The sequence below is a fragment of the Sphingobacterium paramultivorum genome (genome assembly GCF_014109745.1).
Classification (GTDB): Bacteria; Bacteroidota; Bacteroidia; order Sphingobacteriales; family Sphingobacteriaceae; genus Sphingobacterium; species Sphingobacterium paramultivorum.
This window is the reverse complement of record NZ_CP058555.1, coordinates 367,848-382,231: the sequence shown is the minus strand read 5'-3', so window position 1 is coordinate 382,231 and position 14,384 is coordinate 367,848. Positions and strand designations below refer to the sequence as shown.

Sequence of the window (14,384 nt, the reverse complement as noted above, 5' to 3'; positions counted from 1 at the left end):
CTGCTGTAGAAACATTCCCCTAGAAATCCTGCAAGTAATCAATTGGCGTTGGCACTTGTTTAATTTTTAACTATTAATCCAAATTTTATGAAAAACATTGGAGTACGGCTGTATTCTATCTATTTTCTATTGTTCTTTTTTTGGGTACAACCCACTTATTCACAGAACAAGCCCAAACCTATCGTAAACGCTACCCTTGAGGGCCATATCATTGACGCTTCTACAAAACAGCCTATAGAAGATGTCACTGTGCAATTGGATGCTGTTACCCACTCTGTGAAAACCGATCGGGAGGGTAGATTTCAATTTGTTACTGGACAGAAGCTTCCCTTTAAGGTTAGGCTGACGCATCTCAACTACAAGTCACTCTCCCTTGTGATCGACAAAAGTCCCATTGTTATTGAGCTTAGCCCAGCAAGCAAAGACCTGGAAGAAGTCGTGGTAACAGGTGTTGCACAAGGCACAAGCCGCAAAAAGCTATCCTTTGCATTGACCAAAGTAGACCAGGAGCTGATCGGTACCGTTCCTGCTCTCGATGCTTCCACGAGTTTACGCGGGAAAGTCGCCGGCCTTCGTATCAACCAGTCGGGTGGCAATGCCGGGGCATCGGTATATCTCCGTGGATCAAAGTCGGTAACCGGAGAAATCGAGCCTTTGATCGTGGTAGATGGCTTCGTCACAGCCCTCCGTCTTTCAGATCTTAATCCCAACGATATCGAGAGCATTGAAGTTGTCAAAGGAGCTGCAGCCTCGGCCTTATATGGAACCCGCGGCGAGGGCGGGGTCATTCAGGTGTTGACAAAAAACGGTAAAAAGGAAGGAAAACTGAATATCAGTATAGATAACGAACTTGGTTACTCGAGCCTGTTATTACTTCCACCCCTATCCTATCAGCATCATTTCAAGGTCAATCCAGACGGATCTTTCCTATTGGTCAATGGAGCTCGGGTGATCGACTACAAGGAAAATGGTTTTTCGGTCAATCTGCATCCCTATAAAGACTATGTGGACAATACCAAAAATCTATTGGGCCGGACCAGCTATTTTACCAATTCCATCTCGGCCGCAGCAAGTGGTGAAAAATATAACATCTATTTATCCGCACAAAACCAACATAAAGGCGGTGTTTCACCGGTGGTCGATGCAGACAAAAGACAGAACATTCTGTTCAATCTTGGTTACCGCGTTTCACCCAAAATTACAGCCGATCTAACCACACAGTATAGCTTCTTCAATACACCTTCGAGTGCTGTATCCAGCCGTTCGGATGGACTGCTTTATTCGACTTTACTTGTCGAGCCTTTTATCGATCTCAGTGAAAAGAATGAATCGGGAAAATATGTCTACCTACCCAAAGGGAGCAATCTTTCCGGTCAGCAATGGACCAATCCTTTCTATCGACTGAGCAATGAGGAATACGCCTATCAGACCGAGAATCTGCTGCTGGGTGGAAAACTAAAATATGCAATTACCGAACACCTGAGTGCCGAAGGAGCCCTTTCCTTACAGACAAAACAATATAATACCGAAGAATACTACCCTAAAGGTTATCAGACCATTGTCCCGGATGTCAGTCTGAATAATGGGAACTATGCTTTAAGAACCTCTAAAAGCACCAGCAAAAATGGTCAGCTACAATTAAATTACAACCGCAGGACTGGCAATCTGGATTGGGGGCTTACTGCCAAATATGTGTATGAATTTGCATCGCAGACAGGTTTCAATGCTTCCGGTCGAAATCTTACGGCCCCAGTCAAAAGCCTGGATGTGACAGAACCGAGCACGAGGGTCATTTCATCCAATTGGGAAAAAACAGTTAACCATGGCTATTTCCTCAACGCCAAGTTTGCCTGGGCAGATAAACTATTTGTAGATGCCTTGGGCCGGCTCGATCAGAGTTCACGGTTTGGCCGCGATGTAGGAACAGCCTTTTTCCCCCGCATTTCTGCCGCCTACCGTTTGACGCAGGATATCAAGCTCGATCCATTGACAGAGTTTAAGCTACGGGTGGCATATGGAAAAGCGGGAAGCCTTCCTCCTTTTGGAGCCAAAGACAGCCGCGTCAGCATCACCAATACAGGGGGTGTCAGCTATACACAAAATGACAATACCGACCTGAAGCGGGCAGTTACCGCGGAAACGGAACTTGGTTTTGATGCCGTCTTATTTAAGCGACTGAATGTACAGTTCAACTATGCTTTTTCAAATAGTACCAACGATTTTATTTCTGTCCCAGCCTTTACACCGATTTCGGGCTCAGCAAGCATCTACGACAACCTAGGCGCTGTAAAATCAAATTCTCTCGAACTGGAGGTCAATGGAAAAGTGCTCGAGCATAAAAAGTTTAGTTGGTCATCAGGCCTTACTTTCAGCCGCGTCCGTAGCCGGATTACATCACTGGGCGATGTTCCCGAGTTTACATACAACGGTTATCGAAAAGCTGTCGGCGCCAGTACCACCGCAATTTATGGGTACAGTATCCACTCGGATCTCGCGCAGTTGCAAACCAATGCCGACGGTTTTGTCATCAATGCCGGTAACGGTACCAAACGGGTTGAAGACTATGTGGTAAATGACTTTGGTGTTGTGGTCGAAAAAGCAGCTTTAGGTACGGCAAATGAAGCGCCCGTATTTTATGTCAATGCTGCAACTGGCAATGCCAAAATTATCGGCGATGCCAATCCAGATTTTTTACTGGGCTTTACAAACACCTTTAATTACGGGCGTTTTTCACTTTACAGCGTGCTGGATTGGCAACAAGGGGGACAGAAATTCAATGAAACCGCACAATATCTGACCTATGTCTACCGCTCGGAATTTTCAGACAGGAGTGCCGCCGCAGGCAAACCGCTAAACTTTACCACCCAAGTATTCAACGCCTCACAAGTAACAGATTATTGGATCGAAAAAACAACCTATTTGGCCCTTCGCGAGCTATCGTTATCCTATAAACTCCCAACAGAAAAACTAGGTCTTTCCAAGGTTCTGAAAAACGCCAATCTATCCCTTATCGGCAGAAACCTCTTTATCTGGACAAACTATAAGGGAGTTAATGTTGATGGAATCGGACAGGATGGATTCAACTACCCTACCTACCGTATTATTTCAGGAAAACTAACCTTCAATTTTTAACCTAATCAGACAAAGTAAAACATGAAGAAGATATTTTTTGGTTTAGCCGTGCTTTTCTCACTAGGCTCATGCGAATCAATCGGATTCGATGACCCCTCGACATTGACGAATGCCGAAGCCATAGAAAAGATAAAAAGTTTAGGTTATGTACTCACAACAAGCAGTGTGCAGACCGCCTTCAATACCACGACCAATAACGCCGGTGGCTCCCATTTTAGCCTTTGGGCAGACCAGTCGACCAATACCAACGGCAGCCAGTCCTGGTGGGATTTTGCGAACGAACCGCGGTTACGTTTGAACAACAATTCCGCTTACCGCGGTAATGCAGCCGTTCGTGAAGTGTATTCCAATTTCTATCAGTCCAATTTGGATGCCACCAAAGTGATCGACCTGATCGAGAATCAAAAGTTGACGATCTATGATGACAAGGGTGCCGACCGGACTAAAGACTGTCTTATTGGTGCCTACTATGCAAAAGGTGTCTCCCAAGGTTACCTGGGCGCAATATTCGACCGCGGACTGATTGTCGATGATGTCAACCTTAAACTCAAGGAGTTTCCCAATTCCTATAAAGAGCTGATCGAGAATGGCATCAAACATCTTGATAAGACCTTGCAGCTTATTGCCGAAACACCCAACCTGAATTTCGATTTTTTAAAGGGTGTCACCATTTCGAAAGGCGATCTCGTATTGCTGATCAATTCGCTTTCTGCACGGATCCTTTCCTCGGTAGCACGGGATAAGGCCGAAGCAGAAAATCTGGGTTCTCCTTATTGGAACAGAGTTCTTGCCTATGCCAACAAGGGCTTTACCACCGATTACACCATCACCACTACCGTGGGCGGCTACTACAATGCCCTGGTCGATGTACTCGAACGCCCGTACGGAACAGCCTCTTATGTTCCTGCAGATATCAAAATCGCTTATTTGGCAGATAAAACAAAAAAAACGCCCACAGCTTATCCAACCAACAACAGCATTATCTTGGGTCCTATTGAATCTGACGACAAACGCTTCTACCAATATTTCACCTACACAAGCAATTTTGGCATTCTGCTGGAAGCCAGAGGAAGGGGACTTTTCAGCAATTACATGCGGTCCCGGTGGATGTATCCCAAATTGTCTACCCTCAATGTTGCCGGCGCTGTCAACCCTTACTTTTTGGCCGAAGAAACACGCTTATTGCGGGCAGAAGCAAAATATTGGTTGAAAGATTACGATGGCGCTGCGGCTGAGCTGAATGCTTCGACAGCCTCCCGCAAACAAAAAGGTGGTCTTCCCGATGTGATCGCAAGTGCAAGTGCCCTACGCGATGCCATTCATTATGAGTATGCGATAGAAATAGATGGGGCAGGTGGTACTTTTGTACCCTTCAGCTTTATGCGGAGAAATGATCTGCTACAGGGCGGCACGCCGACCCAGTTTCCGATACCACAGATCCAACTGGAACTCATCGGAGAACCTGTCTACACCTTCGGTGGGAATGAGTCTGCCGGTGAAAAAGGCAAATTCGGTGAGCTTGGTACAGCCCGCGACAATGGCTGGAAGCCGGCTTCAAAATAATCAAACAGAACAACCATTCTGTCGAACTAACCCCGTTTATATATAAGCCTTCTGTTTTCCGCGCTGCACACAGCAGCGTGGAAACAAAGGCTATTTTTTACGGCTCTATTTAGCTCAGCAGCTTTTGCTGAAACGCAAAACGGATCAGATCGGCCGTGTTTTTACTTTTTGTCTTATCCATCAGATTCTGACGGTGCCCTTCGACAGTCCGTTTGCTCAAAAAGATTTTATCCGCAATTTCCACAGCGGTGAAACCCTGCGCAATGAGTTCTAGTACGGCAAATTCCCTTTCTGAGATTTCATACTGCGACAGCCGTGAAGTAACATCTACGGTCCCACTATTCTCAACATCAAAGGTTTCCATAAACCGTAGACCGAAATTGGTCATCAGATATTTATGCCCCTGAGATAAACGTAACAATCCAAATAAGATTTCATCATAGTCCCCTCCTTTAGATAGATACCCGTCTGCACCACTCCGAAAAGCTTCGGCTACATCAACCGGATCTTCAATCATGGAAAGCACAGCAAACCTAAGATCAGGATATATTTTTTTGGCCATTCGGATGAAACTCACACCATCCATGCCCTGCATATTCAGGTCCGTTAAAACGAGATCTGGCAATGCATTTTGTTCAAGATAGATTAATGCATCCTCTGCACTGTCTACTTCTCCTACCACCGAAAGCTTGTCGTGGGTATCAATGATCAAGCGTATCCCATTTCGCACAAGTCGATGGTCATCAACTAAAAGAATTTTAGTCATTTTTCCTCCAATCCTACCAAGATAATCTATTTTTTTTATTAAGTTATTTTTTAAAATTAGTTCACGTAAAAATCCCCTCCAGTTCTACTTGACCTTTCGCCATATCTTTTCATTGCCCACCTGATTATAGTGGGGTGCCAGTGCAGAAAAGCGCAGTGTCTCCTGACTGCCTAAGGCAAGGTAGCCGAATGTTTCGAGGCTTTCATCAAAAAGGGACAATACCCTGGCCTGCAGCTCTGTGTCAAAATAGATCAGCACATTGCGACATAGAATCAGCTGAAAAGCATTAAAAGAAGCATCACTCACCAGGTTGTGAGAAGCAAAAACAATACGTTCCCGCAAGGTGGAATTGAATTTTACCCAGTTATAGTTCGCGGTATAGTACGATGAAAAATCAGCTTTACCGCCCGAAAGCTGATAATTTTCAACATAGGATTTTAGGTTTGCCATCGGGATAACAGCCTTCTTTGCCTGCTCGAGCACCGACGGGTTGATATCGGTGCCATAGATCAATGATTTGTGCAATAGATTTTCTTCTTGCAATAAAATTGCCAGCGAGTACGCTTCCTCACCTGTTGCACAGCCCGCTATCCAGATGCGGATAAACGGCGAAGTACGCAATTTTGGAAGGATTTCATGACGAAGATTTGCGAAAAAGCTTGGGTCACGAAACATTTCGGTTACGTTCACTGTCATCTTTTCGACAAATCGCTGCATGTATTCCGGATCGTGGACAACACGATAACGTAGTTCGGCGAAACTCGCAAAATTATCCAGCAGGCAAAGCTGGTTTATCCGCCGCGATAAGGATGCTTTCGTATAGTGGGTAAAGTCGTAACCATAGAGACGCTCCACATCCTCCATCAGGATCATGACCTGCTCTTGGCTTACAATTTTTTTCCCCGTGGTCATCCTTCTATTTCTCTTATCATCTGCACAAGCAGTTCAATGTCAATCGGTTTCGAGATATAGCCATTTGCCCCTGCAGACAGACATTTTTCACGATCGCCGGTCATGGCCTGTGCCGTCACGGCGATAATAGGCAATTCACTTGCATTCCATGAATGACGGATCAGCTTGGTGGCTTCATAGCCGTCTATCTCGGGCATCATCATATCCATGAGCACAACACCTACACTGGCATGATCCCGTAACTGAGCTAGTCCTTCTTCTGCAGACAGACTGCCTATCGCCTGAAAACCTCTTGACTTCAAAGCCAATTTCAACGCAAATATATTGTTCTGATCATCGTCGATGATCAATATGGTTTTGTTTTTATCCATGCTCCTTATTTATTGCGTTATTATTCATACAGCCATACGCGCAAGAGGGACAATAGCTGATCGATATCCACCGGTTTGGATATATAATCAGACGCTCCTGCAGCAATACATTTTTCCCTATCCCCCATCATTGATTTGGCTGTAACAGCAATAATGGGCATATTTTCGTATAGCTGATCTTTTCGGATCGAAGCAATCGTTTCGTAACCATCCATTTCGGGCATCATCATGTCCATCAGGATCACAGCCACATCCGGATTATCTTCCAACTGTTTCAGCGCATCTTTTCCGTCCGTTGCCGGCACCACGGTCATCTGATATTTTTCGAGCGCTTTGGTGAGCGAGAAAATATTTCGGATGTCGTCATCCGCTACAAGTACCTTTTTTCCCTGCAGAACATCCTGCAAAAAGCCAAGTCTACCCGGCGATTTGGTAGAAGGACCATTATTTTCCTCTACAAGATGTAGAAATAGACCGACTTCGTCCAAAATACGCTGATAGGAATTAGCCGTTTTTACAATGATAGAATCCGCATACCGTTTTAATTTCATTTCCTCTACCTGCGAAAGGTTCTTACCGGTAAATACAATAATCGGCAAATTTTCAAGGCCTTGGTTTCGTTTTACGGCTTCCAATGTCTCGTAGCCAACACGGTCTGGAACCCCCATATCAAGGATCACACAGTCGGCAGTGTCTGAGCTCAGCGCCACAATGCTATCTTCTACATTGCTCTTGATCTCCGAGGCAATGTCAAAACTATCGAGGAAGAGCGACAGCGCCGCAGCATGTTTGGGATTTTCTTCAACGATCAGTACTTTTTTGGGATGCCGCGTGAGGGCATCTTCTATTTTACGGAACATATCGCCCATCTGCTCCAATGCCATCGGTTTATTGATAAAGTCTATGGCGCCCTGAAGCAGGCTTTCTCTTTTAACCTGTAAAGAAGACATAATATGCACGGGTATATGACGAGTCTTGGGGTTTTCCTTGATCTCAGCCATTACCTGCCAGCCATCTTTGAGCGGAAGCTGAATATCCAGCAGGACCGCCAGCGGCATATAACGTGCCACCATCTCCGCCGCAATATCACCACGGACTACCACGATACCTTTGTAGTTTTGCTGACGCGTATATTTCAGCAGGATCTTTGCGAACTCAATATCATCTTCAACAATCAAGATAAAGCGGTCGCCTGCGACGATGCTATCGCGATCATCCGGGATATCGGCTGGGATAGGAATCTCAGGCATCCTTTCCACTGCCGGCACTGCCACTTGTGAATCTTGTCCCACTACTGCGGGCCCCACTGTTTCAAGGTCTGTTTCGCGGGTCATTGGCCGCTGCAATTCCACAGCAAATGCGGTCGGAATGTCTCCCGAAATTTGCTCCGGAAGGATCAGCCGGAATACACTGCCTTTGTTTTCTTCGCTATCCAGCAAGATTTCGCCTCCGAGCAGACGCGCCAGTTCACGGCTGATCGAGAGCCCCAGTCCAGTACCGCCAAATTTGCGGCGTGTAGAACCATCTGCTTGTTGAAAAGCCTCAAATATCAGATGCTGCTTGTCTTTTGGTATTCCTATTCCCGTATCGCGCACTTCAAATACGATACGGCTTCTCTGCGATTGTTCGCGGTCAATATGCAAGGTAACCTTACCCGAAGCTGTAAATTTGATGGCATTCGACAATAGATTACGTAAAATCTGATCCAAGCGTTGCTTGTCTGTTTCGAGCTGCATCGGCAATCCCTCGGCGACGCTCATTTCTAATCCGAGCTGCTTATCCGCGGCGACTGGTCCGAACATAGCCGTCAGCCCATTCAGTATATCGGCAAAGAATACAGGCTGTACATCCAGATCCATTTTTCCGGATTCTATTTTGGAAAGATCCAGAATCTCATCTATCAAGGTTAGCAGGCTCTTTCCCGAACTTTGGATCACAGCTGCCGATTCCATCTGTTCTTCATTCAGGTTACCATCCGAATTTTCGGCCATCAAACGGGAAAGTAACAGAATTGAATTGAGCGGTGTACGCAGTTCATGCGACATATTGGCCAAAAATTCAGACTTATAGCGTGTACTTTGTTCCAGCTCTGCCGCCTTTTTCTGAATTTCCTGATTGCGTTCGGCAATTTCAACATTTTTATCTTCCAACAGTTTTGAGCGCTCCTCCAATTCACGGTTAGACTGCACCAGTTCTTCTTGCTGCACGCGGAGTTCCTCCTCCGATGCCTGCAATTTATGGGTATGCATTTCGAGGCTCGAATTGAGGGATTCCAATTCGGTATGCTGTGCCTGCAGCTCTTCAGTTTGCGCCTGGGTTTCTTCCAATAGATTCTGCACCACCAGTCTGGCCTGTGCCGCCGCAAGTGTAGTACCTACCTTTTGCACTGCATCCCTAAAAAATGCCAGCTGTATGGAAGAAAAAGGCTGTAATGCCCCCAGCTCCATCACACCGATACATTGGTTACCATCAAAAACAGGCAAGATAAAAAGGTTGTTCACCTGCACCTTTCCGATAGCAAAACTGATAACATAGCTGCTATTTTCGAGGTTTTCGAATAACTTTTCTTTCCCGTCCTTAAAGACCTGGCCAACCATACCCTCCCCCGGTACGAAGCGTTTATGGTCGGGATCTTCAAGTCCATAGGATCCCCTTAAGACAAGCTCATCCTGTTCCATCAGATAAATGGCACCATTGACACAGTTGCCATATTTTGTCAGATGGCCCAGCGTAACGGCTGTGAGCTCTTCCCGCTGTTTATTACCCATCAAGAGGTTGCTCAGCTGGGTTAGTCCGGCTTGGTGCCAGTTGTTATTATTGAGTTCATCAAAAGATGTTTTGAGCGACCTAGCCATTTCATTGAGGGATCCCGTCAAGCTGCCCAAATCATCCTGTTCGCCATCCTGAATCTGCATCTCATAATTGCCGGCAGCAATCTCCCGTGCTATACGCTGGGTAATGCTCAATCTGCGTTGGATCTCTTCATCTTTGCGCTTTAGGTCATTCTGCAACTCCTCGCGCTTAAAGAAATCTGCCCGAAGGCGGAAGTAAAAAAACAGCGTAATCAGCAACGAAACTGCGGCAGCCAATAAAACAAATATGGATGTGTAGCCCGAAGACCGTGTAAGCTCATCCGAGCGTCGATTGAGCAACGATTCTTCTTTATCTATGATTTTGCTGATCAGCAAACGGCAACTGTCCATATAGGTTTTGCCTTCTTCGAGCTGGGCAACAGAGACCATACCACCTCGTTTTTTGATGTTCACCAAATTCTCTAATCGATCCAGTCGAGACTTAACAAGTGTTGACAGGGTATCAATCACCTGCTGCTGAGCTGGATTATCAGCCGTAAGATCATGCGCGCGGCTCAGCGATTGAGGCAAGGACTGAAGACCATTTTTGTAGGGATCGAGAAACTTTTCCATCCCCGTCAGCAAGTACCCACGCTGGCCCGTTTCTGCATTCTGCAAATCCTGCAGAATTTTATTGACACGGCTCATGACCCGTCGGCTGTGGTCAACCATCGTACTATTGTGGATCTGCTTACGGATACTGACATAAGAAGCCGTTGAACTCGCTAACAGGATCAACAGTGAAATTCCAAAACCTACCTGCAGGTTTCTTAAAATAGTTTTAGGCATGCTTTTCAACAATTGAGTTAAGACAATGCCAACTGATGGTCTAGATGGCCGCCAAATATAGCAATAGGGAGCCTAAATTAAATCCCGCGTCACCCGGCCCCAACCATCTTACCGTATTTTAACAAAAACTTACGTATTTATCCCCCCGAAGCAATTCTATTGGCGATGATTTCGGAGGTTGCTGCACAAAAATCGAGGCCCGAATAATCCGGATTATAGCCGCCCATATAAGGTACAGCCATCATGAAAAGACGTTGACTGGCGTTGCCGCTGTGGTCTACCAGCCGGAAGCTGTCGTCTATCTTTACCCCTGGTACCTGCAAAAAAATGGCGCCATCCGGAGCCACAAACATATGGTCGTTGCCTGCCAGCATTTGTTCTTTGGCCTGTTCCACTGAACGAAATCGCAGGTAAGCTGGACTGACATTGCCATTGTCGACTAAACTCTTGAAAGTAAATTCTTCAAAGTCCAACGGTCGCTGTCCTACACAATCCACAAATGTCTTATAATGGGTTTTTACTTCTATCCCAGATTCATCGGTATAAAAATAGTTAGCGCCGCGGTCGCTCGCAGGTTCAACCCGACTGTCCGTACCAACATTGACCACATCCAGCCGACCAGCATCGTGTAGTGCGAGGAGCTCACGACTGGAACTCTGCGGCACAAAAGCGATGACAATGGAAATCAACGGCATCAGTACTTTTTTTAACCGCAGCATATCTTCGGCAGACATATATTTGGCCGGGTAATTCAGGGTAAAGCTCAAGGCAGAAAGCACTTCTTTCCAATAGATAGACTGACGCCTTCTGATAGATTTCAGCGCTTGTTCGTGCTCCTGGCGAAATCCCTCGAAGGCATCTTTCTGTTCCCTTAAACTGAGTACTGCTTCTACAAAGTCTTCCAGGCTGAGCTTTTCTACAATTGCATAAAAGTCGGGATCCTTTTCTTTAAACTGCGCTTTAAAATTACGATCGAACAGAAAATCCAACGACACGAAACCTTCATTTTCAAGTCTGTTAAGCATAAGTTCCTCTTCGGAGATCAAGAGCTTGTTGGCTAGGAAAGGTTCTTCCTGATGGAATCGGATCGCAGGCAGAAGGCCACTGCGCGTATGCATCAATAACTTAAAATTTTCGCTACCCGGGTCGATCTGATACCTTAGCTCCCCGGTCTCCAGGACTTCAAAAGAGCCATTGTGACGAGCCAGCGTACGGATAGCGTCGATTGCTGTGAGCGAAGCACCGCGTATGCCGACAGCATGATTGGTTTTTAAGGCCAACTTGGACGGTGGATAGGGCGACTCAAAATAATGTTCAACATTACCCTCATACCTGGTTGGCCATTTATGTCCGGTACAGATGATAACCTTGTCTACGATATAGGTGTCGGTGCTGCCCACCATGATTTTAACCTGCATCTGGCTATCGAGATCAATGATATCACTTACCTGGCTGCCAAGATGAATCTGTGTTTCGATCCCCTTTTCATCAGCCATCCGTTTCAATAGCATAAACTGCTCCGACAGATAGCGGCCAAGGAGCAGCCGTGGTACCACTTTGTAGCGATTAAAATCGTCAACATCGATTCCATAGCTTCGGAGCGTGGTCTCCGATAAGGATTGAACATAATCCTCAATCGTCGAAACCAGTTCGGGAATTTCATGATCCGATACATTAGTCAGATGCTCCGATGTGGCACCTTCGTAGCTATAAGGCATCCCTGCCCCCAATTGCTTGCGGGACTCAAAAATAGATACTTTGAGACCGGCTATATTGTTTTCGATCAATCTTTTGTACATAAACAGGCCACTGGGTCCACCCCCGATAATGGCTACATGAATGTTTTGTTGCATAGTTTTCGTTGCGCTGCCTAATGGACAGTATTCGGTTCTAAGAACAAAGGCAAATTGCAGAAAGTTTTAGGCGCATTTATTCCCCGACAATAAAAAACGGGATAAATACGGACTACGATTTAAATACCTGAATCTCGGATTCTGCAAACGATCGTTTGGTGCCTGCTGTTTTTCCAATAAACAAAAATGATTACAAAGAACAATATTATGGAAAACAACATCAATAATCCGGAAATCATCAACGACATTATCAAGATCAACAACGACCGCATCGAGGGTTATAAAAAAGCTATTGATCTGGCAACAAGTCATGGGTTAGATAAACTCATTCCAACATTTCAAAAATTCATCGGACAGTCGGAAGAATTTATTGCCGAGTTGACACCTTATGTTGAACTTGAAGGCAAAGAGGCGACGGATAGCACCATGCTGAGCGGCAAGCTTTTCCGCGCCTGGATGGGCATAAAAGTGAATATTACGGGAGATGACGAAAGAAGCCTGCTCGAAACCTGTGAGCAGGGAGAAGATGCCTTCAAATCAACTTATCAAACAGCTTTGGCTGAAGGATCGGAAGAACTTTCGCAAAATGTGCATAGCTTAATCAATACACAGCTCAGCAAACAGCTTGAAGCGCATAATATCATTAAAATGCTGCGCGATAGCAAAACCATCTAACATTGAAATAGTAGTTTTTCTTTTTCACGAAAAATACCGAAGTGTATATTACTTCGGTATTTTTTATTAAATCATATTTTCAGATCAACTTTTTCTAAATCCTTACCGTATAGTCAAAAATAAGGACACCCATTTGCCCAATTACACTTTTGCTCTTACTCGGCTCAATGTGGATCGCGTTATCCCTAAATACGAGGCCACAATACCTAATGGTCTACGTTTTAATACTTCAGGATAGCGTTCAATGAGATTTCTATACCAATTAAATTCGGGGACTATATGAAATACATCAAATACAGTTTGATCGCCTTTTCTATTTTAGTTATCGTCTGCCATCTTCCCTTTATTGGAGTATCGATATTAAGTGAAATCGACCGGATTTTTAGCGGGCCCATAAAATTCGACGAACAGGATCAAAAAGTAATATTTTACATGATTTTAAGCTTTTAATACATGAGTTTTGGTATTTATTACGCTTCCTTTGAGTGACAATTATAAATCAATCGGAAAGCTGGACATCGGTCGTCCTGCTTTTAAATAAAATAGTAGCGCATTTATGAGACCGGTTTATACGAAAGCACTTTCAAATTTAGGGAACAGGATTTTTGAAATTCGACGAGAAAATTGCGACAAATACCTCTCCGAATATCATTTTCACAGTGAATGCCAGCTTACCTACATCATCAAGGGTAATGGGCAACGCTGCATTGGAGATCATCTGGAAGACTTTGAAAGCGACGAGCTGACATTTACCGGCCCGGGCTTGCCACATGTTTGGTATAATGCGCGTGGTGATACCAGCCACGAACCTAGCGCACAGTCTATCACCTTACATTTCGATCCAGAAGCCCTACTGTCTTTTTGCCCCTTATTAGTTGAAACGGCCCCGCTGCATGACTTCCTGGAAAGATCGCGACAGGGGATGTTATTTTATGGACAAACAAAAGATGCATTCAAAAAAATACTACGAAAAATGGTCGGCGCCTCCGATATGCAAAAAACAGCCTATCTATTTGAGTGTTTGGCTACCCTTCTTCACACAGAAGAATATGCTGTACTATCGGATAAGTCTTATAGCAATGGATCACCGCGCAAGGACGGAGAACTTATTTTTAACATCTACAATTATGTTTTTGAAAATTTCAACAATGAAATTTCCTTAGAGGAGGCAGCTAAATTGGCGAACTTGACCAAGCCATCCTTTTGTCGCTTTTTTAAAGCACATACACGAAAAACATTCTCAAAATTCGTCAATGAAGTAAGGATCAATGAAGCTTGCAGGCTGTTGGTTCAGGATGAGAACCCGATCACCAATATTGCCTATGCCTGTGGATTCAACTCCCTGCCCAACTTCAACAAGTTCTTTAAATCCATTAAAGGGATTACCCCTTCCGATTATAAAAGTAAGCTTTTATCAAATAAAGATTAGCGAGCAGTGCCGCCCTTGTAAAAAAGAGCTGTTAACATAGCT

General features: G+C 45.0%; 9 protein-coding genes. 4 read left to right on the top strand and 5 right to left on the bottom strand.

The features are described 5' to 3' along the window. Positions 1 to 87 precede the first annotated feature (87 nt). Positions 88 to 3,132: a SusC/RagA family TonB-linked outer membrane protein gene (locus HS960_RS01540; protein ID WP_182331105.1), complete on the top strand. Its 3,045-nt coding sequence runs from the start codon at positions 88 to 90 to the stop codon at positions 3,130 to 3,132. A 21-nt stretch (positions 3,133 to 3,153) separates the two neighbouring features. Continuing rightward, positions 3,154 to 4,695: a hypothetical protein gene (locus HS960_RS01535; RefSeq protein WP_182331104.1), complete on the top strand. Its 1,542-nt coding sequence runs from the start codon at positions 3,154 to 3,156 to the stop codon at positions 4,693 to 4,695. A 109-nt stretch (positions 4,696 to 4,804) separates the two neighbouring features. On the opposite strand, the gene HS960_RS01530 is transcribed toward HS960_RS01535, so the two are convergent. The 5 genes from HS960_RS01530 to HS960_RS01510 all read right to left on the bottom strand — a co-directional run bounded on the left by HS960_RS01530 (position 4,805) and on the right by HS960_RS01510 (position 12,238). After that, on the bottom strand, positions 4,805 to 5,461 hold the full coding sequence (locus tag HS960_RS01530; RefSeq protein WP_182331103.1) for a response regulator transcription factor: 657 nt from the start codon (positions 5,459 to 5,461) through the stop codon (positions 4,805 to 4,807). Positions 5,462 to 5,545: 84 nt separating this feature from the next. Next, the gene (locus HS960_RS01525; protein ID WP_159727908.1) at positions 5,546 to 6,373 is read right to left on the bottom strand and encodes a CheR family methyltransferase; all 828 of its coding nucleotides are present in this window, start codon (positions 6,371 to 6,373) and stop codon (positions 5,546 to 5,548) included. Beyond that, entirely contained in the window at positions 6,370 to 6,744 is a 375-nt protein-coding gene (locus HS960_RS01520) for a response regulator (RefSeq protein WP_182331102.1), read from the bottom strand. Before HS960_RS01520 ends, HS960_RS01525 begins: the two co-directional genes overlap by 4 nt. Positions 6,745 to 6,764: 20 nt before the next feature. Further along, positions 6,765 to 10,385: a response regulator gene (locus HS960_RS01515; RefSeq protein ID WP_182331101.1), complete on the bottom strand. Its 3,621-nt coding sequence runs from the start codon at positions 10,383 to 10,385 to the stop codon at positions 6,765 to 6,767. 137 nt (positions 10,386 to 10,522) lie between these two features. Then, positions 10,523 to 12,238 carry an FAD/NAD(P)-binding protein gene (locus tag HS960_RS01510; RefSeq protein ID WP_182331100.1) on the bottom strand — a complete coding sequence of 572 codons (1,716 nt, stop codon included), beginning with the start codon at positions 12,236 to 12,238 and terminating at the stop codon, positions 10,523 to 10,525. Positions 12,239 to 12,445: 207 nt separating this feature from the next. On the opposite strand from HS960_RS01510, the gene HS960_RS01505 reads away from it, so the two are divergent. Then, entirely contained in the window at positions 12,446 to 12,913 is a 468-nt protein-coding gene (locus HS960_RS01505; protein ID WP_183043821.1) for a PA2169 family four-helix-bundle protein, read from the top strand. A gap of 556 nt (positions 12,914 to 13,469) precedes the next feature. Continuing rightward, positions 13,470 to 14,342, top strand: a complete 873-nt coding sequence (locus HS960_RS01500; protein ID WP_182331099.1) for a helix-turn-helix domain-containing protein — start codon at positions 13,470 to 13,472, stop codon at positions 14,340 to 14,342. The last annotated feature ends 42 nt before the right edge of the window (positions 14,343 to 14,384 follow it).